The sequence below is a fragment of the Nocardioides sp. NPDC057767 genome (assembly GCF_042798275.1).
In the GTDB taxonomy this organism is placed as follows: domain Bacteria; phylum Actinomycetota; class Actinomycetes; order Propionibacteriales; family Nocardioidaceae; genus Nocardioides.
In genome coordinates, this window is record NZ_JBHVKJ010000003.1 from 90,386 (window position 1) to 109,896 (window position 19,511).

The window sequence follows — 19,511 nt, forward strand, 5'->3', positions numbered from 1 at the left end:
GTGCGGCGTCTGGGCGGTCAGCCGAGGACGGCGTCGACGGACTGGGCCCAGAGGCCGGCGGCCTCGTCGATGTCCGCGGAGCCGACCACCAGGGCCGGGATGAACCGCACGACCTGGCCCCAGGCGCCGCAGGTGAGCAGCAGCAGGCCACGCCTGGCGGCCTCCTGCTGGGCCGCGGCGGCGGTGGCGCCGTCGGGCTCGCCGTCGGGCGTGCGGAACTCGTTGCCGAGCATGAGCCCGAGGCCGCGTACGTCGGTGATCGCCTCGTGCTTGCTCGCGACCTGCTCCAGGGCGGAGCGGAGCTCGGCGCCACGCTCGGCGGCGTTCTTCACCAGCCCCTCCTCCTCGATGACGTCGAGGGTTGCCAGGGCCGCCGCGCACGCGACGGCGTTGGCGCCGTAGGTGCCGCCCTGGGAACCCGGCCAGGCCTTCGACATCAGCTCCTCGCTCGCCGCGATCGCGGACAGCGGGAAGCCGGAGGCCAGGCCCTTGGCGGTCATGATGATGTCGGGCCGGGAGCCGAAGTGGTCGTGTCCCCAGAACTCGCCGGTGCGGCCGAAGCCGGTCTGGACCTCGTCGATGACGAGCAGGATCCCGTGCCTGTCGGCACGCTCGCGCAGCCCGTCGAGGAAGGCCCGGTCGGCGGGTACGTAGCCGCCCTCGCCGAGGACCGGCTCGACGAGGAACGCGGCCGTCTCGGCCGGGGCGCTCTGGGTCTGCAGCGTGTAGTCGAGCTGGCGCAGGGCGAACTCGGTCGCCTGCTCCTGCGGCCAGCCGAAGTGCGGTGCGTCGGGGAAGGGGGAGACCACCACACCCGCCATCAGCGGGCTGAAGCCGGCGCGGAACTTGGTGCCCGAGGTGGTCATCGAGGCGGCTGCGACGGTGCGGCCGTGGAAGCCGCCGTGGAAGACGATGATGTTGGGCCGGCCGGTGGCCTGGCGGGCCAGGCGGATCGCGGCCTCGGCCGCCTCCGAGCCGGAGTTGGCGAAGAAGAGGCTGTCGAGGCCTTCGGGGAGCACGGACCCGAGCCGGTCGACCAGGTCGAGGAGAGGTCGGTGCCGGACGGTCGTGTACTGCCCGTGGATCAGGTTGGCGATCTGGCGCTGGGTGGCCTCGACGACCTTCGGGTGGCTGTGGCCGGTGCTGGTCACGCCGATGCCGGCGGTGAAGTCGAGATAGCGGCGGTCGGCCTCGTCGAAGAGCTGGACGCCCTCGCCGCGAGCGGCCACGACCGGCGTCGCCTGCTTGAGGATGGGGGAGAGCTTGGCCACCGTGGACTCCTGTCGATTGTTGACAATCTGACCCGCTACTACACTAGGCCAGCGTCCGCCGGCTGTCAGCCGGACGGCCGGATGCCGACCTGGGAGGCTGATGCATGATGGGCGGAGAACCGAACGAGGCACGGGTCGTGGCACAGGTGCCGAAGGGGCTCCTTGTCGCAGGTCAGTGGGTGGATGCCGGTGACGGCGGCACCTTCGACGTCCTCGACCCGTCGACGGGGGAGGTGCTCTGCGCGGTCGCCGACGCGACCGCCGAGGACGGGCGGCGCGCGCTCGATGCCGCCGCGGGCGCGCAGAAGGAGTTCGCCGCGACCGCGCCGCGGGCCCGGGCGGACATGCTCATGGCCGCCTTCGATCTCCTGCACGAGCGGATCGAGGACCTCGCGCTGCTGATGACCCTGGAGATGGGCAAGCCGGTGGCCGAGGCGAAGGGCGAGATCGCGTACGCCGCGGAGTTCTTCCGCCACTTCGCCGAGGAGGCCGTGCGGATCGAGGGCGACTACCAGACCGCGCCCGCCGGCGGCTCCCGTTTCCTGATCACGAAGCAGCCGGTCGGACCGGCGCTGCTGATCACACCGTGGAACTTCCCGATGGCGATGGGGACGCGCAAGATCGGGCCGGCGATCGCGGCCGGCTGCACCAGCATCATCAAGCCCGCCCAGCAGACGCCGCTCTCGATGCTGGCGCTGGGGGAGATCCTGCGTGAGGCCGGTGTGCCCGACGGAGTCGTCAACATCCTGCCGACGACCCGGCCGGGTGCGCTGACCGAGCCGTTGCTGAGCTCCGGCGTGATCCGCAAGCTCTCCTTCACCGGCTCCACGGCGGTCGGGCGGGTGCTGCTCGCCCAGAGCGCGGAGAAGGTGCTGCGTACCTCCATGGAGCTCGGCGGCAACGCCGGCTTCGTCGTCTTCGAGGACGCCGACATCGACGAGGCGGTCGCGGGTGCGCTGGCGGCGAAGATGCGCAACACGGGGGAGGCGTGCACGGCCGCCAACCGGATCTTCGTGCAGCGCTCGGTCATCGACGAGTTCGGCGAGCGGCTCGCCAAGGCGATGTCCGAGCTGCCCGTCGGCCGCGGGGTCGAGGAGGGCGTACGCGTCGGGCCGCTCATCGACGAGACCGCCAGGGAGAAGGTGCAGACCCTCGTCGACGACGCGGTGGCCGGTGGCGCGCGGGTGCTGACCGGAGGCACCGCCCCGGACGGGCCCGGCTACTTCTACCCGCCGACCGTGCTGACCGGCGTGCCGGTCTCGGCCCGGATGGCCAGCGAGGAGATCTTCGGCCCGGTCGCACCGCTGACCCCGTTCGACACCGAGGACGAGGTCGTCGCGGCGGTCAACGACACCGAGTACGGCCTGGTGAACTACGTCTTCACCAACGACCTGCGCCGCGGTCTGCGGGTCGCCGAGGCGCTCGAGTCCGGGATGGTCGGGCTCAACCAGGGTGTGGTCTCCAACCCCGCCGCGCCCTTCGGTGGCGTCAAGGCCTCGGGGCTGGGGCGGGAGGGCGGGCGTACCGGGATCGAGGAGTTCCTCGAGACCAAGTACGTCGGGATCGCGATGTGACCCGACCCTGATCCGGGCGGCTAGACGTAGCCCGCGTCGTTGTCCTCGGCGTGGATGAGGCGACGCAGGGCCTCGTCCATGTGCTGCTCGACGCGCTTGAGGGTCAGCTTCACGTCGCCGGCCTCGATGGCGTCGACGATCTGGTTGTGCTCCTCGACCAGCTCGAGCGGCTGCTGGTAGGTGCCCTCCAGCGCGGTCAGGCACATCCGGGTCTCGACGATCAGGGTCTGGTGCATCCGGGCCAGGCGTCGGCTCCCGGAGCACTGCACCAGCACGTCGTGGAAGTGGAAGTCGGCGTCGCTCAGCGCCGCCGGGTCACCCAGCTCGAGGGACTTGGTCATCGCCTCGCAGGCGGCGCGCAGCTCGCGCAGGGCCGCGGGAACCCGCGCCCGGGCGATCATCGTTGCGGCGGCGCCCTCGACGGCGGCCCGGGCCACGTAGACGTCTCGGATGTCGGCTTCGTCGAGCTCGATCACGAAGAGCCCACGGTTGGGCTCGCTGCGGAGCAGGCCCTCCTGGACCAGGCGCTGCATGGCCTCGCGCAGCGGCCCGCGGCTGACGCCGAACTGGGCCGAGAGCGCGGTCTCGCTCAGCTGCGCTCCGGGCTGGAGGGTGCGCTCCATGATCGCCGTGCGCAGCTGGCGAGCGATGACCGAGGCCGTGGACTCTCTGTGCACGGGCTCGAAGCTCGATGTCGCTGTCAACGTGGTCTCCGATAGGTCACCGAGAAAGAGTTCTGATTGTTGACAATCATTGCATGTGGCCAGGACCGCGGGGCGGAAAGACCACCGAGCGGGCCGGGCACGAATGACGCGCCCGGCCCGCTCGTCAGCAGTCGCCGATCAGAGGGTCTGGGCCTTGTCGAGCTCGGCGAGCTCGGCCTCGGACTCCGGTGTACCCGGGATCTCGGTGCCCCGGATCGACTTGCCCGCCGTCTCGACGACGAAGAACAGCGCGATCAGACCGACCACCGATCCGGCGATCATGTAGTAGGCCGGCATCAGCACGTCGCCGGTGGCGCCGATCAGCGCGTTGTTGACGTACAGGGCCGTGCCGCCGAAGGCGGCGGTGGAGATGTTGTAACTGATCGCCATACCGCCGTAGCGCACCTGCGAGGGGAACATCGCCGGGAACGTCGCCGAGATCGTCGCCAGTTGGGCGACGTAGACGATGCCCAGCACGGTGAACCCGAGGACCGCCGGCCAGAAGCCCTGGCCGATCAGGAGGAACATCGGGACCGACAGCACGATCAGCCCGATGAAGGAGCCGCCCCACATCGGCTTGCGGCCGACCTTGTCCGAGAGCGCTCCGGCGATCGGCAGGAAGACCAGCATCGCGATCTGCCCGAAGATGACCAGCAGGTCGGCGTCGGTGCTGCTGAAGCCGGCTTCCTTCTGCAGGTAGGTCGCCATGTAGGCCAGCAGCGTGTAGTTGGCGATGTTGAGCGCGGCGACCAGGCCGATCAGGGTGAGGATCGGCTTCCAGAACAGTGCGAAGAGATCCTTCAGCGCGGCGCCGGCGCCGCCCTCGACGGCGTCCTGCGTCTCGAGCTCCTGGAAGACTGGCGTCTCCTCGAGCTTGGTCCGGATGTAGAGGCCGATGAGGCCGATCGGACCACCGATCAGGAACGGGATACGCCAGCCCCACTCGGTCATCGCCGCGTCGCCGATGATCGACTCGGTGGTGAAGACGACCGCGATGGCGGCGGTGAAGCCGACGATGGTGCCGAACTCGAGGAAGCTGCCGTAGAACCCGCGCTTCTTGTCGGGTGCGCACTCGGCCATGTAGGTCGCGGCGCCGCCGTACTCGCCACCGGTCGAGAATCCCTGGATCACCCGGAGCAGCACGAGCAGGACCACGGCCCAGATGCCGACCGAGTCGTACGTCGGCAGGCAGCCGACCAGGAAGGTGGCGGCCGCCATCAGGATGATCGTCATCGCGAGGACGCGCTGGCGTCCGATGCGGTCGCCGAGCGGGCCCCAGAAGAGGCCGCCGAGCGGTCGCAGGATGAACGAGATCGCGAACGTCAGAGCCGTGCCCGCGAATCCGTACTCCGGGAAGAAGTTGGCGGTGATCTCTGTCGCGACATAGGCGAAGGCGCCGTAGTCGAACCATTCGGTCGCATTGCCGACCGCTGAGCCCGTGATGGCTCTTCGGAGCTTCGACTTGTCGGGTTGTGCCTCGTCGGAGGGGATGGATGGGGTTCCGGACATTTCTTCTCACCTATTCGGTGTGATTGATGGCTGGGGACCGCTTTTGACCCGCAGTGTCGACAGTAGGTTTGTCAACAATTCTCGTCACGTTAGCGCTGTCTGTGCGCCCTGGCTAGGGCGCGGCGATGGTGACGCAGGGTGGGGCGGGAGGTTTACATAAAGCCGCGAGGCTACCCGAACAGTGCTCCGAGTCGTGGCAGGGGGCGAGGCCTCCCGGCGAGTCGCAGGCCCTCCCAGACGGTCACCTGGTTGGCCGTCAGCACGGGTTTCCCGACGGCTTTCTCCAACGTATCGATGCAGGTCAGCGTGTGCAGCGCGGTGTCGGGTACGAGGATGGCCTCGGCCTCGGGAACGTCGACAGCCACGGTCATCTCCAGGACCGCATCCGGGCCCAGGCGGCCTGCGTCGACGGCGGTGAAGATCCCGCTGGCGCCGAAGGAGACGACCTCGATCCCACCCGCCGCCAGGAAGGTGCGGAAGTGTCGGGCCAGATCCTCGGGATAGGAGGCGGCGACGGCGACCTTCCCGAGCCCGAGCGCCCGGGCCGCCTCGACGAACGCGATCGAGGTCGACGAGGCGGGTACGCCCAAGCGCTCGCTGATCGCGGCCGCCTGGGCCGCGGCGCCGTCCCGGCCGTAGACGAAGCTGCCGGAGGTGCACGCCCACATCACCGCGTCGGGGGAGTGGACCGCGATCGCGTCGGCGCCCTGGGCGAGCCTGGCCGCGGAGCCGGTGTCGAGCAGGGCCTCGACGGTGTGCTCGTCGCGACCCATGGAGGTGTGGACCAGCGGGAGCCAGATCGTGCCACCGAGCGTGTTCTCGAGCGCGGGGAAGTCGTCCTCGGCCGCGTAGCCGGGATAGAGCAGCCCGATCACCGGCGGCCGGGTCATGAGGCGTGCCCCCACAGGTGCTCGGTGGTCGGCGGGGTGCGCCCGAGCAGCCGGAGCGCGGCTTCCATGGTCGCCCGGTTGGCGGAGATCACCGGTTTCCCGAGCTCTGCTTCGAGCCGGCCGATGATGTCGTACGTCGCCAGGTTGGTGCAGGAGACGACGACCGCCTCGGCCGCGTCGGTGTCGGCGGCTCGCACCAGGTCGAGCGTGGTCTCGTAGGGAACCTCCCAGATGTGGTGGCCCAGCCCGAGGTCGCCCGCGCTCACCACGGCGATCCCGGCCTCGGCGAGGAAGCTGGCGAACCGTGCGGCGAGGGTGGCGTCGTAGGGGGTGGCGACCGCGACCCGCAAGACGTGCAGGGCGGCGAGCGACTCCAGCACGGCGCCGGAGGTGGTGACCGCGGGGGCGCCACCGACCCTGCGCATCGCTGCGGTCAGCCGGCGCTCGCCGTGTCGGCCGTGGACGAAGCTGCCGGAGGTGCAGGCGTAGACGTAGACGTGGGGCTCGGCGGCCGACAGGTCGCGCACGGCCTGCTCGACGACCGCGGCCTCGCTGATCTCCTCGGCCATCTCCAGGGTGACCGCACGGTCGGTGAAGGGCGTCCGGGTGAAGAGCAGGCTGGTGTCGGGCGGGGCCCAGCGCCACAGCTCGTGGTCGAGCACCATGTCATGGGGAACGACCACGGCGATGCGTACCGTCGGGGACATCGCACCTCGCTAGGATTGTTGACAATCTGCAAACTGCCCTCCTAGCGTAGTCTCGGATTGTTGCGGAGGTGTGTCGATGCGACGGAGGATTTTTCTTGGAGACGTCCCGGCGCCCCGCGATCACGATCCTCTGTCCGCCTGACGGCGGAAGACCCGCCGGGCTGGAGAGCGTCGAGGCCGCCGCCGAGGTCACCTACACCGATGCCGCCGGTCTCGCCGACGCGCTCCGCGGAGCCGAGGCGCTCCTGCTGTGGGACTACTTCTCCGAGGCCGTCAGCGACGCCTGGCCGAGCGCCGACTCGTTGCGCTGGATCCACGTCGCCGCCGCTGGGGTCGACAAGCTGCTCTTCCCCGAGCTGGTGGAATCCGACGTCGTGGTCACCAACGCGCGCGGCATCTTCGACCGGGCGATGGCCGAGTTCGTGCTCGGCTCGATCCTGGCCGTGGTCAAGGACCTCCACCGCAGCCACGACCTGCAAACCGCCCGCACCTGGCATCGCCGCGAGACCCGGCTGCTCAGCACCGAGACCGCGCTCGTGGTCGGCACCGGCGCGATCGGCCGTGAGACGGCCCGGCTGCTGCGCGCGGTCGGGATGGACGTACGGGGCGCCGGCCGCACCTCCCGCAGCGGCGATCCCGACTTCGGCGAGGTCGTCGCGAGCGCCGACCTGGCGGCCCATGTCGGCTGGGCGGACCACGTCGTCGTGACGGCACCCCTGACCGCCGAGACCCGGCGTCTGATCAGCAAGGACGTACTCGCTGCGATGAAACCGGGCAGCCACCTCGTCAACGTCGGTCGCGGGCCGATCGTCGACGAGGAAGCGCTCGTCTCGGCGCTCCGGGACGGCCCCCTCGAGGCGGCGTCGCTCGACGTCTTCGAGGTCGAGCCGCTCCCGCCCGACAGCCCCCTCTGGGCCATGCCGGGAGTCGCGGTCTCGGCCCACATGTCCGGCGACTACGAAGGCTGGCGGGAGGCGCTGGCGCGTCAGTTCGTCGACAACGCCGGGCGCTGGCTGAGCGGTGAGCCGTTGCTCAACGTCGTCGACAAGCAGCACGGCTTCGTCGTCGCGGAGAAGGGGGAGCGGGCATGACCGAGCCCGGCCTCAGCGCCCTGACCGCTGCCGAGCTCGTGGCCGGCTACCGCACGGGTGCCTTCACGCCGCTCGACGCGACCCGGTCGGTCCTCGACACGATCGAGGAGCGCGACCCTGCGGTGAACGCGTTCGTCCGTGTCGACGCGGACGGGGCGCTGGCGCAGGCGGCCGCGTCCACCGAGCGGTGGCGTGCCGGGCGTCCGCTCGGCGGTGGCGACGGCGTACCGACCTCGGTCAAGGACATCCTGTGGACGACCGGATTGCCGACAATCCGCGGCACCTGGCTCATCGACGAGGCCGGGCCCTGGCCGGAGGACGCGCCCGCGGTCGCGCGGCTACGTGAGGCCGGTGCCGTGATCACCGGGAAGACGACGACTCCGGAGTTCGCCTGGAAGGGCGTCACCGACTCGCTCCGCCACGGCTCGACCGGCAATCCCTGGGACCCCGGGCTCACCTCGGGCGGCTCCAGCGGCGGCGCCGCCGCCGCGGTCGGACTCGGCATGGGTCCCTGGGCGCTCGGCACCGATGGCGGCGGCTCGGTCAGGATCCCGGCCTCCTTCACGGGCACCGTGACGATCAAGCCGACCTACGGCCTGGTGCCGCTCTACCCGGCCAGCCCGTTCGGCACCCTTTCCCACGCCGGCCCGATGACCAGAACGGTGAGAGACGCCGCGGCCCTGCTCGACGTGATCGCCGGCTTCGACTCGCGCGACTGGTCCGCGATGCCGACACCCACAGCCTCCTTCCTGGCCGGCCTGGACGGGGGAGTCGAGGGGCTGCGGATCGGGTTCTCGCCCACGCTCGGGTACGTGAAGAACGACCCGGAGGTCGAACGCCTCGTCCGCGCGGCGGCCGCCGTCCTGGAGTCCGAGGGTGCCCTCGTCGAGGAGGCCGACCCAGGCTTCGCCGACCCGGTCGAGGCCTTCGACGTGCTCTGGTTCTGCGGCGCGGCCAAGGTCATCGACGCCTACCCGGCCGGCGCGGTCGACCGGATCGACCCGCTGCTGCGCGAAGGCATCGAGACCAAGGGCCGCGGCACCGCGGCCGACTACCTCGATGCCACCGCCGTCCGGATGGACCTGGGCCGGCTGATGGGGCGGTTCCACGAGACGTACGACCTGCTGGTCACCCCGACCATGCCGATCACCGCCTTCGAGCGGGGCCTGCAGGCGCCGCAGGGGTGGCCATCGCAATGGTGGCCGAGCTGGACGCCCTACACCTACCCCTTCAACATGACCCAGCAGCCGGCGGCGAGCGTGCCGTGCGGCACCACCGACGCCGGGCTGCCGGTCGGCCTCCAGATCGTGGGCGCCCGCCACGACGACGCCCGGGTGCTGCGAGCGGCGCGGGCGTACGAGCGGGCCAGCGGTGAGCTGTTCGCCCGACCTGTCGACAATCCGCGAGGAGACCGATGAGCCGCTACATCACCGTCACCCTGGAACGCCGAGGGGTCTCCTGCCTCGCTCGGCTGCTCGACGAGGAGGCGCCGCGCACCGCGGGCGCCGTGTGGGACGCGCTGCCGCTCAGCGGCCAGGTCTTCCACGGCAAGTACGCCCGCAACGAGATCTACCACCTGGTCCCCGCCTTCGCCGCGAAGGAGCCGGGCAAGGAGAACACGACCGTCACCCCGATCCCGGGAGACCTGTGCTACTTCGCGTTCTCCTCCGACGACCTCGGCAACCCGTCCTACGGCTACCCGGAGGACCGTGGGCCCGGGGGGATGGCCGAGATCGTCGACCTCGCGCTCTTCTACGGCCGCAACAACCTGCTCATCAACGGCGACCAGGGATGGGTGCCGGGCAACGTCTTCGGCACGATCGTCGACGGTCTCGAGGAGATGGCGCAGGCCTGCCAGGACGTCTGGATGAACGGCGCGACCGACGAGGTCCTCACCTTCGCGCGCTCGCACGAGGACACCCCTTAGGCGGCTGCGAGCCGGACGGATCGGGTATCGGTCAGGTGTCTGGGTTTCCGTCGATAGGGTTTGGGCATGTCTTGGTTGGAGCGCAACACCCATCACTGGGACGACTGGTCGCTGGCCGAGCTCGTCGAGGCGAAGCAGGGGCAGCGGGTCAGCCTCGTGGTCCCGGCGCGTAACGAGGCCGCGACCGTCGGCGACCTGGTCACCACGCTGCGCACGAGCCTGATGGAGACCTCCGACCTGGTCGACGAGCTCGTCGTCATCGACTCCGACTCCTCCGACGAGACCGCGCGGATCGCCTCGGACGCGGGCGCCGACGTCTACGCCTCGGCTGCGATCCGGCCCGATCTCGGCTCCTACCCCGGCAAGGGCGAGGCGATGTGGAAGTCGCAGTTCGTGACCACCGGCGAGCTCATCGTCTTCATGGACGCCGACCTGACCGAGTGGGACACCCATTTCGTACGCGGCCTGGTCGGCCCCCTTGTCAACAATCCGACGATCGAGCTGGTCAAGGGCTTCTACCGACGCCCGGGAGAGCACGGCCTCGACGGTGGCCGGGTCACCGAGCTCGTCGCCCGCCCGTTGCTGGCCCTGCACCGCCGGCCGCTGCGCGACCTGATCCAGCCGCTGGCGGGGGAGTGGTCGATCCGCCGCTCGCTGTTCGAGCGGCTGCGGGTCCCGACCGGCTACGGAGTGGAGCTGGCCGCGCTCGTCGACACCCTGGACACCCGTGGGATGGACGCGATCGCCCAGGTCGACCTCGGCCAGCGGGACCACAGCCACCAGGATCTCTTCGACCTCGGCCTGATGGCGACCCAGATCGTGGGCATGATGTCGCGTCGCCTCGGCACCGGCCCGGCGGGCGACGACGTCGAGATGCGGCAGTACATCCCGATCGACGGCTCCACGAAGGTGCTCGACCGAAGCGTGAGCCTCCTGGAGCGGCCGCCGCTGAGTGACGGCTCGGGCGGCGGTATGGTCGCCTGATGCTGCGCCTCGGACGACACGATTTCGGTGATGACGACGCGCTGATGATGGCGATCGTCAACCGCACCCCGGACTCGTTCTTCGACAAGGGAGCGACCTGGGCCGAGGACGCGGCCTTCGAGCGCGTACGTCTCGTCGCCTCCCAGGGTGCAGAGATCGTCGACATCGGCGGGATCAAGGCGGCCCCCGGGGCCGAGATCGACGTCGCGGAGGAGAAGGCCCGGGTGGTCGACTTCGTCGCCCGGGTGCGTGAGGAGTTCCCGGCGCTGGTGATCTCGGTCGACACCTGGCGCGCCGAGGTCGGCGACGCGGTGTGCGCTGCCGGCGCCGATCTGCTCAACGACGCCTGGGGTGGTGCCGACCCCGAGCTCGTCGACGTCGCCGCCGCCCACGGCGCCGCGATCGTCTGCACTCACACCGGGGGCGTGACACCGCGGACCAGGCCCTACCGGATCGAGTACGACGACGTGGTGCGCTCGGCGATCGACGACACCCTGGCCTACGCCCAGCGCGCCCTGGATGCCGGCGTCGCCAAGGAATCCATCGTGATCGACCCGGCCCACGACTTCGGGAAGAACACCTTCCACTCCCTCGAGATCACCCGCCGGCTGGGAGAGATGGTCGAGACCGGCTGGCCGGTGCTGGTCTCGCTCTCCAACAAGGACTTCGTGGGTGAGACCCTCGACCTGCCGGTCGGTGAGCGCCTCCTCGGCACCCTGGCCGCGACCTCGGTCTGCGCGATGGCCGGGGCGCGCGTCTACCGGGTCCACCAGGTCATCGAGACCAGGCAGACCGTCGACATGGTCTGGACGATCGCCGGGCGCCGCCGCCCGGCGCGAGCGATCAGGGGGTTGCAGTGACGCGAGTGGCGCTGGTCCCGGGATGCCTGGCCCTGCTGCCGGAGTACGCCTCGATCGATGACCCCGTCGACGAGCTCCGCTCCGCCTGCCTGGCAGCGGTGGCCTGGCTGGGTGAGGACGTACGCGTCATCGCCGGTGCGCAGGGCGCCCGCATCGCCGCTGCCCTGCTGGCCGAGGTCGGTGCGGTGCCGGTGACGGACGAGGAGACTGCCTACCTCATCGTCGGCAACGGCTCGGCCCGCCGCAGCGAGAAGGCCCCCGGCCATCTCGACCCACGGGCCGCCGATTTCGACGACGTGCTCGGCAAGGCGTTGGCCACACCCGATCCGGAGGCGCTCGGCGCGCTCGATCTCGACCTGGCCGAGGAGCTGTGGGCCGACGTCGGCCCGATCGTGGAGGCGGCCGGCCTGCTGCGTGGCGTCGGGACGGTGGCCGTCGACTACGACGACGACCCCTACGGGGTGCGCTACTGGGTGGCCCGCTGGGCGGCTCGGGCCGGGTAGTCCATCAGGTCGGTGAGACCGGCCGCGTAGACCTTCGGGGTCACGTCGCCCAGCATGAGCCGCTGCAGGATGAAGCCGGGCAGCAGGCCGGTGAGGACCATGGCGATGCGCTCGGGGTCGGCGTCCGGGCGGAAGCGACCGGCCTCGATGGCGGCCTCGGCGTAGGTGCGCCAGGCGGCGCGGATCCGCCGGGCCTCGGGCGCCATCAGCTCACGGACCTCGGGGTCGCGAGCTGCCTCGGCCCAGGTCTGCAGGGCGATCTTGGGGAGATCGACGCCGAGCTCCGCGGAGAGGTCGAGGAGGTGCTGGGTCGCGGCCTCGATCGCCACTTCCGGCGGGGGAGCGGCCGCGCCTGAGGCCGGATCGGGGGTGAACCGGGTGATCGCCTCTGCGATGGTCGTCAGACCTGACTCGGCGATCGCGCGGATGATGTCGCTCTTGCCGCGGAAGTAGGTGTAGACCGAGCCTGCGGACAGGCCGGACTCCTTGACGACCGCGGCCATCGTCGTCTTGTGGAAGCCGTCACGCTCCACGCAGCGCAGCGTCGCCGCGATGATCTGCTGGCGCTTCTCGGCACGGTGCTCCTCGCTGATCTTCGGCATGGCGAAAGCATACCTCAAAAGAAAACGAACATTCATTCTTGATAAATCCGGCGAGGCGGAGGAGAGTGTTCCTCAAAGAGAATGAACATTCGTTTTTTGAGAGGGAGCCCATATGTCCAAGTCAGTGAAAGCCGTGATCGGGGTCAGCCTCGGTCTGGTCACCTTGCTCACGCTGCTCATCTCCGCGTTCGCCTGGCCCACCAGCGAGCTCGAGCCGAGATCCCTGCCGTTGGTCGTCGCCGGCCCCGAGGCCGCGGTCACCCAGATCGAGACCCAGCTCGCCGCCAACGCGGGGGCGGACGCCTTCGAGATCACCGCCGTCGCCGACCGTGAGGGAGCGGTGGACGCGATCGAGGACCGCGAGGCGTACGGCGCGATCGTCGTCGGTCCCGCGGGCCAGGAGATACTGGTCGCCTCGGCCGCCAGCGCCAACGTGGCCCAGCAGCTCACCCAGATGGCCACCGCCATGGGTGCCGAGACCGGCACCCCGCCCCAGGTGACCGATGTCGTGGCCAGCGCGGAGGACGACCCGCGCGGCGTCGTCTTCGGTGCCTCGGCACTGCCGCTGGTGATCGGCGGCATCATGGCCGGCGCCATCACCTCTCTGGTGCTGACCCGCACCCGTGACCGGGTCGCGGCCGCCTTCCTGATCGCGATCGGTGGCGGTCTCGCGATGACCGGCGTGGTCCAGGGCTGGCTCGGCGCCCTGGAGGGCAGCTACCTGGCCAACGCCGGTGTCGTCGCCCTCGGCATCCTCGCCGTGGCGCTCCCGATCGTCGGGCTGCGCCACCTCATCGGCACCGCGGGCGTCGGCATCGTCGCGCTGCTCATCCTGCTGGTCGGCAACCCGCTCTCCGGGATCACCTCCGCGCCGGAGATGGTGCCGTTCGGCTGGCTCGGTCAGCTGATGCCCCCGGGGGCGGCCGGGTCGGCGCTGCGCGGCTTCTCCTTCTTCGACGGCGCCGGCACCACCACGCCGCTGATCGTCCTGGCCTCCTGGGCCGGGGTCGGCCTGCTCCTGACCGTGCTCCCGCACCGCGAGAAGGGCAGCGCCGAGGCCGAGAGCACCCAGCCGACCGAGCGTGACCTGGACGCCGTGGCACGGTAGTAATGGAGAGATGAGTCATCCACACGAGCCGGTCGGCGAGTGGTGGCGCGACCAGGTGGCCGCGCTCCACCGCTGGGGCCGGCTCGTGCTGCGTGACGAGGAGGACTCGGTCCACCAGATGCGTGTGACCGTACGCAGGATGCGCAGCGTCCTGGCGACCTACCGCCCGTTCCTCGACCCGGAGCAGACCGAGCCGCTCCGCGACGAGCTGAAGTGGCTGGGTGCCCTCCTCGGAGACGTACGCGACGCCGAAGTGCTCCGCAAACGGATCCGCCGCTGGGCGGCCGAGCACGGTCCGGCACCATCCGGTGTCGACGCGCTCCGGGCTGCCCTGGCCGAGCGCCAGGCCGTCGGGCGAGCCCGGCTCCTGCCGGAGCTGGACGGCGAGCGCTACCGCACACTCGTCGCGGCGCTGGCCGCGACCGACGGCTTTCCCTGGTCGGACGGCACCCCGGGCAAGAAGAGGCTGCGCAAGCGCGTCCGCAAGAGCTGGCGGCGTCTGGAGTCCGCGGTCGAGGCCGCCGAGTGCGCCGCTGATCCCGGCGAACGACGCCTGCAGCTCCACGAGGCCCGCAAGAAGGCCAAGCGCACCCGCTATGCCGCCGAGTCGCTGCGAGAGGTCTTCGGCAAGGACGCCGAGCGCCTCGCCGATGCCACCAGGTCGATCCAGTCGACCCTCGGTGATCTCAACGACTCCGTGGTCACGATCCGGGCGATCGAGGAGCTCCCGGAGCTCGACGACACCCTCCACCTGCTCCTCCATGCGGAGATGACCGCGGCCGACGACGCCGAGAAGCGGTTCGCCCCCGTCTGGAAGAAGGCGAACCGCTCGAAGGTCATTGGCTGGCTGGATCAGCCGACCGGGAAGTCGAAGTAGGTCTCCGGGTAGGGCTCCGCGAGCAGCGAGTAGTGCCACCACTCGTACTGGTAGCGGCTGAATCCGCACGACTCCATCACCGAGCACAGGTGCGACCGGTTGCGTGCCGCGACCTCCGCGACGCCGGCCGCGCCGTGGTGGGAGACCTCGTCCATCAGGTCGTGGTCTCCGCCCATGTCGAGCAGCGCGCCGGTGGCCAGGGAGAAGAGGGTCAGGTCGACGGTGCTGCCGCGGCTGTGGCCGGACTTCGTGGCGACGTACCCCTTCTCGAACATCTCCGGACGGGTGATCGCGGGGTAGTGGATGCGTCTGCGCTCGTCGTCGGCCGGAGCGGGTTCCTCGGCCCAGCGCAGGAACGCATCGACGGCGCGCTGGGGGCGGTAGCCGTCCCATAGCAGGATCCCGAAGCCGAGGGCCGCGGCCTTGTCCCGCGCCTCAGCGAGCGCGGCGCACAGCTCGCGGGTCCCGACGATGCGGTTGACCAGGTAGCCGTCCACCGGCTTGCCGGTGAAGTTGTCCCAGGTGGCGTACTTGCTGTCCCAGCGGATGCCCGGCACCAGCTCGTCGACGAAGGCGAAGCCCTCCCTCATCGTGCCGTCTCCTCCAGCGCGAGGGCGATCGCGCGGTCGAGGAGCTCGGTCATCGAGATCCCGGCCGCCGCCATCATCCGCGGGTAGCGGCTGTAGGAGGTGAGCCCGGGCAGGGTGTTGACCTCGTTGAGGACCACGGTGCCGTCGGCCTTCAGGAACATGTCGACCCGCGCCAGACCGCGGCAACCCAACGCGCGGTAGACCCGCTGCGCCTCGGTCTTGACCAGCTCCCGCGCCTCGGTCGGGATGTCGGCGGGCACGATGAATGTCGCGTTCTCCGAGCCGGTCTCGGGGGCGTCCTCCTGGTGGATCTTGAAGAAGCCGTGCGAGAGCACGACGTGGTCGACCTCCCCGGTGATCAGCTCTGCGCCGTTGCCGAGAACCGCGCAGCCGATCTCCTCGCCCACGACTCCCTCCTCGATGAGCACCTTCTCGTCGTACTGCCTCGCGGTCGCCACCGCCTCATCCAGCTCCGCGGCCGAGGTCACCTTGCTGACCCCGAACGACGACCCGGAGCGGGCCGGCTTCACGAAGACCGGGTAGGGGAGTACGCCGGGATCGCCAACAGTCTGCACGGTGTCGCCGGGGAACAGCGTCCAGCACGTCGGCGTCGCGATACCGGCCGCGGCGACGACCGTGTAGGCCAGCGACTTGTCCATGCACAGCGCCGAGCTCTGCACGTCGCAGCCGACGTAGGGAATCCCGGAGAGCTCGAAGAGGCCCTGGGGCGCGCCGTCCTCGCCGAGCTTGCCGTGCAGGACCGGGAGCACGACGTCGAGCCGGATGGTCTCGTAGCTGCCGCCGCGGTCGTCCTGGTCGAGGACCAGCAGCCCGTGGACGCTGCGGTCGGGGGAGAGCACCACCGGGCGGTGGGCGCCGTCCTCCCAGCTGGCCTCGGGCCCGTCGCACAGGCGCCAGTCGCCGCTCTTGGTGATGCCGATCCAGTAGGCCTCGTACGTGTCGGTGTCGAGGTGCCTGGCGACCTCCTGCGCCGACTTCACCGAGACGGGGTGCTCCTCGAAGACGCCACCGAAGATGATGCCGACCTTGACCTTAGACATGCGGAAACCTGCTTTCGAATTCTCGACAGTTCACGATGGAGTTCTCGACCGTGTCCATCAGGGCGTGGTCGGTGAAGTAGGCGATGTGGGGGCTGACCAGCACGTTCGGCATCTCCTGGAGCCGGGCCAGCCAGCCGTTGGGGATCTCGCGGCCGCGGAGGTCGGCGTAGAAGATGCCCTCCTCGCCCTCGATGACATCCAGGGCGGCGCCACCCAGCCGGCCTTCCTCGAGCGCCGCGACGAGCGCCGCCGTCTCGATGAGGCCGCCGCGACCGGTGTTGACGACGTACGCACCCGGCCGCATCCGGTCGATGCGGCGCCGGTCGAGCAGATGGTGCGACTCCACGCTGAGCGGCGCGTGGAGCGTGACGACGTCGCTGCGCTCGACCAGGGTGTCCAGGTCGACGTGCTCGACCCCGTCGACGGCGGGCCGGGGCCGGATGTCGTGGGCGAACACGTCGCAGCCGAAGCCGCGCAGCCGGTCGACGACCGCCGCGCCGATCCGCCCGGTGCCGACGACACCGACGGTCAGGTCGCGCAGCTCGCGCCCGCGTGTGGTCGTCGGGCGATAGTCGTGCGCGTCCGTGCGCCGGACCATCGCCTTCGCCTGGCGCACTGCCATGAGCATCAGCATCAGGGTGTAGTCGGCGACCGAGTCGGGTGAATAGGAGACGTTTCCGACGGTTATCCCGATACTCGCGGCGAAGTCGACATCGACGTGGTTGAAACCGACGCTTCGCGTCGAGATATACCGGACCCCGAGCTTTTGGAGAGCGAGAAGGGTCTCGTTCGATATCGGCGACTTGTGGCTGACGCTGATGCACCGGCGGCCGCGGGCGAGGTCGACGTTGTCCTCGTCGACCGGCTCGGTGGTGGTGGTCAGCGAGACGCCGTGGGCGGGCGCCAGGGAGTCGAAAAGGCGGCCCTCATCAGGGGCGCAGCCGTAGACCGTGATCCCGAAGGTCGTCGGGACGGCGGTGTGCGCCGTCGGCTCTGTCGGCGCCGTCAGGGTCGGCTCGTGGTAGATCATCGAGGCCAGCAAACCGAATGAGCGGTTGCGGCTCCGTATGGAGTTTCCGATATGCCGACGATAGGTGGAGCACGAGGTCGGGCGGAGTTATCGTGCGCATATCGATCAGCGGATACGCGCCGACAACATGGGATTTCCAACACTGAGGAGATGATTCCCCTCAGCTTGGACGAAATCGCCTCGTTGGTCGGCGGGAAGGTCATCGGCGACGGCTCGGTGACGGTGAGCGCCCCGGCCGTGATCGACGGTCGCGAGGCCGACCCGGGCGGCCTCTTCGTCGCGTTCGCGGGCGAGCACGCCGACGGCCACGAGTACGCACCACAGGCCGCCGAGGCCGGCGCCGTCGCTGTCCTCGGGTCGCGACCGACGGCGCTGCCGACGGTCGTGGTCGACGACGCGCAGGCCGCGCTGCAACGACTGGCCGCTCACGTCGTGGCCCTGTTGCGTGATCAGCTCACCGTGGTCGCGATCACCGGCTCCCAGGGCAAGACCAGCACCAAGGACATGATCGAGGCGGTGCTGTCGAGCGCGGCACCGACCGTCGCGACCTCCGGCTCGTTCAACAACGAGCTCGGCGTACCGCTCACGATGCTGCGCGCCGACGCCACGACGAGGTTCCTGGTGCTCGAGATGGGTGCCCGGCACATCGGCGACATCGCCGAGCTGACCGGCCTGGTCGCTCCCGACATCGCCGTGGTGACCAACGTCGGCCGGGCCCACCTGGGCGAGTTCGGGTCGCGCGAGGCGATCGCCGTCGCCAAGAGCGAGCTGGTGCGCGGGATGGCCACCGGCGGGACGGCCGTGCTCCATGCCGACGACCCGCGGGTGCTCGCGATGAGTGACCTCACCGCCGGCCCGGTGCTCACGTTCGGGGCCGGGGAGCGGGCGGACGTACGCGTGCGGGACCTGGCCCTGGACCGGCTCGGCCGACCCTCGTTCAGACTCCGGAACGACGGCACCACGGTCGTCGTCACGCTCCCGTTCGTCGGCGCCCACTGGGCGCTCAATGCCGCGGCCGCCGCGGCGGCGGGGCTGGCCGCCGGCGTCCGGCTCGGCCAGACCGCGACCGCGCTCGACACCGCGTCGATCTCGAAGTGGCGCATGGAGCTGCGTGCCCTGTCCAACGGCGCGACCCTGATCGACGACTCCTACAACGCCAACCCCGAGTCGACCCGCGCCGGCCTCGACGCCCTCGCCTCGATCGAGGCCAGACGCCGCATCGCCGTCCTCGGCGAGATGCTCGAGCTCGGTGAGATCAGCCGTGACGCGCACCACGAGATCGGGACGTACGCAGCCACCCGGGCCGACCTGGTCGTGACCATCGGCGAGGCCGCCGCCGTCATCGCGGACGGGGCGGGAATGAAGGCGGTGGCGCTGCCCGACAACGCCGCCGCGATCGACTGGCTGCGAAGCCACCTCGCGCCCGGCGACGTCGTGCTCGTCAAGGCCTCACGCGGAGCCCGCCTCGACCAGGTCGCCGCGGCGCTCGTCGTGGGCTGACTCGATGATCCCCGCCAGCAGGGTTCCGGCCCGGAGGAGGGCGAGCGTGCGCCGTGCGATGGTCGCGAGTCGCGCCTCGAGGGCTGTGATCGTGTGGCTCACCTCGTCGAGCTCTCGGACCGCGGCGATCGCCTTCTGTACCTCCGGGATGCGGTAGCCACCTGCTCGAAGGGCAGCGGTGATGCGTGCTTCGCGGATGGCAGTGAGCGGGTAGCGGCGCGCGGTGCCTGCCCGCGTCGGGACCCGTTCGGGGGCCACCAGACCAGACTTCTCCCAGAAGCGGAGCGTCGATGCCCTGACGCCGAGGGCCTGGGACAGCTCCGTGATGGTCATCGAGTCGCTCTCGACCGGCTTCGCATCGGTCCTCGCCTCGGAACGGATGGACTCCAGAGCGTGACGGGCCGCGAGCGCCTGCGCGCGCTCGTCGTCGAGCCTCGCGTGGAACCCGCAGATCAACGCTGCCCCCTGCCCGGCCGGCACGGTGCGGAGGTCCCGCATCGCGGTGCGGGCGTCGACCGGCCCTATCGCCTCCGCGAGACCGCGGTACGCACGAAGTGCGCTGACATGCGCGGCGGAGAACTGTCGATAGCCGTTGGCCGACCTGGTCGCCGCCGGGATCACGCCCTGCGCCTCCAGGTCGCGCACCTGCTGCACCGAGTATCCGGACGCTGCCGCGACGGCGGCGGTGTTCATCGGTCGGGGCGATTCGGTCGCGCTGTTCAC

Annotated in this window: 20 protein-coding genes; 10 read left to right on the plus strand and 10 right to left on the minus strand. The window is 70.4% G+C overall.

Annotated features, from left to right (window positions below; genetic code table 11):
- Positions 1-17 precede the first annotated feature (17 nt).
- Positions 18-1,271, minus strand: a complete 1,254-nt coding sequence (locus tag ACFVDI_RS02780; RefSeq protein ID WP_378900145.1) for an aspartate aminotransferase family protein — start codon at positions 1,269-1,271, stop codon at positions 18-20.
- A 107-nt stretch (positions 1,272-1,378) separates the two neighbouring features.
- Here ACFVDI_RS02780 and ACFVDI_RS02785 point away from each other — a divergent pair, with 107 nt between their 5' ends.
- Positions 1,379-2,845 carry an NAD-dependent succinate-semialdehyde dehydrogenase gene (locus ACFVDI_RS02785; protein WP_378900148.1) on the plus strand — a complete coding sequence of 489 codons (1,467 nt, stop codon included), beginning with the start codon at positions 1,379-1,381 and terminating at the stop codon, positions 2,843-2,845.
- 20 nt (positions 2,846-2,865) lie between these two features.
- Here ACFVDI_RS02785 and ACFVDI_RS02790 read toward each other — a convergent pair whose 3' ends face one another.
- The 4 genes from ACFVDI_RS02790 to ACFVDI_RS02805 all read right to left on the minus strand — a co-directional run bounded on the left by ACFVDI_RS02790 (position 2,866) and on the right by ACFVDI_RS02805 (position 6,655).
- Positions 2,866-3,522: a GntR family transcriptional regulator gene (locus ACFVDI_RS02790; RefSeq protein ID WP_378900151.1), complete on the minus strand. Its 657-nt coding sequence runs from the start codon at positions 3,520-3,522 to the stop codon at positions 2,866-2,868.
- Positions 3,523-3,687: 165 nt separating this feature from the next.
- Positions 3,688-5,058, minus strand: coding sequence for an MFS transporter (locus tag ACFVDI_RS02795; RefSeq protein WP_378900154.1), 1,371 nt, complete (start codon positions 5,056-5,058; stop codon positions 3,688-3,690).
- Positions 5,059-5,228: 170 nt separating this feature from the next.
- Entirely contained in the window at positions 5,229-5,948 is a 720-nt protein-coding gene (locus ACFVDI_RS02800) for a maleate cis-trans isomerase (protein ID WP_378900157.1), read from the minus strand.
- The gene (locus ACFVDI_RS02805) at positions 5,945-6,655 is read right to left on the minus strand and encodes an Asp/Glu/hydantoin racemase (RefSeq protein WP_378900160.1); all 711 of its coding nucleotides are present in this window, start codon (positions 6,653-6,655) and stop codon (positions 5,945-5,947) included. Before ACFVDI_RS02805 ends, ACFVDI_RS02800 begins: the two co-directional genes overlap by 4 nt.
- Positions 6,656-6,750: 95 nt before the next feature.
- Between ACFVDI_RS02805 and ACFVDI_RS02810 the strand changes: the two genes are divergently transcribed.
- The 6 genes from ACFVDI_RS02810 to ACFVDI_RS02835 all read left to right on the plus strand — a co-directional run bounded on the left by ACFVDI_RS02810 (position 6,751) and on the right by ACFVDI_RS02835 (position 12,020).
- A complete protein-coding gene (locus ACFVDI_RS02810; RefSeq protein WP_378900163.1) occupies positions 6,751-7,746 on the plus strand; it encodes a D-2-hydroxyacid dehydrogenase in 996 nt (331 codons plus the stop codon).
- Positions 7,743-9,164 (plus strand): amidase, encoded by a 1,422-nt coding sequence (locus ACFVDI_RS02815; RefSeq protein ID WP_378900166.1) that lies wholly within the window; start codon positions 7,743-7,745, stop codon positions 9,162-9,164. The genes ACFVDI_RS02810 and ACFVDI_RS02815 overlap by 4 nt, the downstream gene beginning before the upstream one ends.
- A complete protein-coding gene (locus ACFVDI_RS02820) occupies positions 9,161-9,673 on the plus strand; it encodes a DUF3830 family protein (RefSeq protein ID WP_378900169.1) in 513 nt (170 codons plus the stop codon). The genes ACFVDI_RS02815 and ACFVDI_RS02820 overlap by 4 nt, the downstream gene beginning before the upstream one ends.
- Positions 9,674-9,739: 66 nt before the next feature.
- Positions 9,740-10,657 carry a glucosyl-3-phosphoglycerate synthase gene (locus ACFVDI_RS02825; protein WP_378900172.1) on the plus strand — a complete coding sequence of 306 codons (918 nt, stop codon included), beginning with the start codon at positions 9,740-9,742 and terminating at the stop codon, positions 10,655-10,657.
- On the plus strand, positions 10,657-11,517 hold the full coding sequence (folP, locus tag ACFVDI_RS02830) for a dihydropteroate synthase (RefSeq protein WP_378900175.1): 861 nt from the start codon (positions 10,657-10,659) through the stop codon (positions 11,515-11,517). Before ACFVDI_RS02825 ends, folP begins: the two co-directional genes overlap by 1 nt.
- On the plus strand, positions 11,514-12,020 hold the full coding sequence (locus ACFVDI_RS02835) for a hypothetical protein (RefSeq protein ID WP_378900178.1): 507 nt from the start codon (positions 11,514-11,516) through the stop codon (positions 12,018-12,020). Before folP ends, ACFVDI_RS02835 begins: the two co-directional genes overlap by 4 nt.
- On the opposite strand, the gene ACFVDI_RS02840 is transcribed toward ACFVDI_RS02835, so the two are convergent.
- Positions 11,984-12,622, minus strand: a complete 639-nt coding sequence (locus ACFVDI_RS02840) for a TetR/AcrR family transcriptional regulator (RefSeq protein ID WP_378900181.1) — start codon at positions 12,620-12,622, stop codon at positions 11,984-11,986. The genes ACFVDI_RS02835 and ACFVDI_RS02840 overlap by 37 nt on opposite strands.
- A gap of 112 nt (positions 12,623-12,734) precedes the next feature.
- Between ACFVDI_RS02840 and ACFVDI_RS02845 the strand changes: the two genes are divergently transcribed.
- Complete coding sequence (locus ACFVDI_RS02845) at positions 12,735-13,730, plus strand: hypothetical protein (RefSeq protein ID WP_378900184.1); 996 nt, start codon at positions 12,735-12,737, stop codon at positions 13,728-13,730.
- 10 nt (positions 13,731-13,740) lie between these two features.
- Positions 13,741-14,607 carry a CHAD domain-containing protein gene (locus ACFVDI_RS02850; RefSeq protein WP_378900187.1) on the plus strand — a complete coding sequence of 289 codons (867 nt, stop codon included), beginning with the start codon at positions 13,741-13,743 and terminating at the stop codon, positions 14,605-14,607.
- Here the strand turns inward: ACFVDI_RS02850 and vanX are convergent.
- From vanX to ACFVDI_RS02865, 3 genes are read right to left on the minus strand one after another with little or no spacing between them, the layout of a single operon-like run.
- Positions 14,583-15,197, minus strand: coding sequence for a D-Ala-D-Ala dipeptidase VanX (vanX, locus tag ACFVDI_RS02855; RefSeq protein WP_378900190.1), 615 nt, complete (start codon positions 15,195-15,197; stop codon positions 14,583-14,585). The genes ACFVDI_RS02850 and vanX overlap by 25 nt on opposite strands.
- A complete protein-coding gene (vanA, locus tag ACFVDI_RS02860) occupies positions 15,194-16,258 on the minus strand; it encodes a D-alanine--(R)-lactate ligase (RefSeq protein ID WP_378900193.1) in 1,065 nt (354 codons plus the stop codon). Before vanA ends, vanX begins: the two co-directional genes overlap by 4 nt.
- The gene (locus tag ACFVDI_RS02865; protein WP_378900196.1) at positions 16,251-17,288 is read right to left on the minus strand and encodes a D-isomer specific 2-hydroxyacid dehydrogenase family protein; all 1,038 of its coding nucleotides are present in this window, start codon (positions 17,286-17,288) and stop codon (positions 16,251-16,253) included. Before ACFVDI_RS02865 ends, vanA begins: the two co-directional genes overlap by 8 nt.
- Positions 17,289-17,438: 150 nt before the next feature.
- Here ACFVDI_RS02865 and murF point away from each other — a divergent pair, with 150 nt between their 5' ends.
- Positions 17,439-18,788, plus strand: coding sequence for a UDP-N-acetylmuramoyl-tripeptide--D-alanyl-D-alanine ligase (gene murF, locus ACFVDI_RS02870; protein ID WP_378900199.1), 1,350 nt, complete (start codon positions 17,439-17,441; stop codon positions 18,786-18,788).
- On the opposite strand, the gene ACFVDI_RS02875 is transcribed toward murF, so the two are convergent.
- Complete coding sequence (locus tag ACFVDI_RS02875) at positions 18,738-19,511, minus strand: MerR family transcriptional regulator (RefSeq protein ID WP_378900202.1); 774 nt, start codon at positions 19,509-19,511, stop codon at positions 18,738-18,740. The two genes, murF and ACFVDI_RS02875, sit on opposite strands and share 51 nt — an antisense overlap.

What these genes read in the sequence shown, in the direction of transcription:
- ACFVDI_RS02785 (WP_378900148.1), top strand. Translation starts at nt 1,379, where the DNA reads ATGGGCGGAGAACCGAACGAGGCACGGGTCGTGGCACAGGTGCCGAAG.
- ACFVDI_RS02795 (WP_378900154.1), bottom strand. Translation starts at nt 5,058, where the DNA reads ATGTCCGGAACCCCATCCATCCCCTCCGACGAGGCACAACCCGACAAG.
- ACFVDI_RS02800 (WP_378900157.1), bottom strand. Translation starts at nt 5,948, where the DNA reads ATGACCCGGCCGCCGGTGATCGGGCTGCTCTATCCCGGCTACGCGGCC.
- ACFVDI_RS02805 (WP_378900160.1), bottom strand. Translation starts at nt 6,655, where the DNA reads ATGTCCCCGACGGTACGCATCGCCGTGGTCGTTCCCCATGACATGGTG.
- ACFVDI_RS02815 (WP_378900166.1), top strand. Translation starts at nt 7,743, where the DNA reads ATGACCGAGCCCGGCCTCAGCGCCCTGACCGCTGCCGAGCTCGTGGCC.
- ACFVDI_RS02820 (WP_378900169.1), top strand. Translation starts at nt 9,161, where the DNA reads ATGAGCCGCTACATCACCGTCACCCTGGAACGCCGAGGGGTCTCCTGC.
- ACFVDI_RS02825 (WP_378900172.1), top strand. Translation starts at nt 9,740, where the DNA reads ATGTCTTGGTTGGAGCGCAACACCCATCACTGGGACGACTGGTCGCTG.
- folP (WP_378900175.1), top strand. Translation starts at nt 10,657, where the DNA reads ATGCTGCGCCTCGGACGACACGATTTCGGTGATGACGACGCGCTGATG.
- ACFVDI_RS02840 (WP_378900181.1), bottom strand. Translation starts at nt 12,622, where the DNA reads ATGCCGAAGATCAGCGAGGAGCACCGTGCCGAGAAGCGCCAGCAGATC.
- ACFVDI_RS02845 (WP_378900184.1), top strand. Translation starts at nt 12,735, where the DNA reads ATGTCCAAGTCAGTGAAAGCCGTGATCGGGGTCAGCCTCGGTCTGGTC.
- ACFVDI_RS02850 (WP_378900187.1), top strand. Translation starts at nt 13,741, where the DNA reads ATGAGTCATCCACACGAGCCGGTCGGCGAGTGGTGGCGCGACCAGGTG.
- vanX (WP_378900190.1), bottom strand. Translation starts at nt 15,197, where the DNA reads ATGAGGGAGGGCTTCGCCTTCGTCGACGAGCTGGTGCCGGGCATCCGC.
- vanA (WP_378900193.1), bottom strand. Translation starts at nt 16,258, where the DNA reads ATGTCTAAGGTCAAGGTCGGCATCATCTTCGGTGGCGTCTTCGAGGAG.
- ACFVDI_RS02865 (WP_378900196.1), bottom strand. Translation starts at nt 17,288, where the DNA reads ATGATCTACCACGAGCCGACCCTGACGGCGCCGACAGAGCCGACGGCG.
- murF (WP_378900199.1), top strand. Translation starts at nt 17,439, where the DNA reads ATGATTCCCCTCAGCTTGGACGAAATCGCCTCGTTGGTCGGCGGGAAG.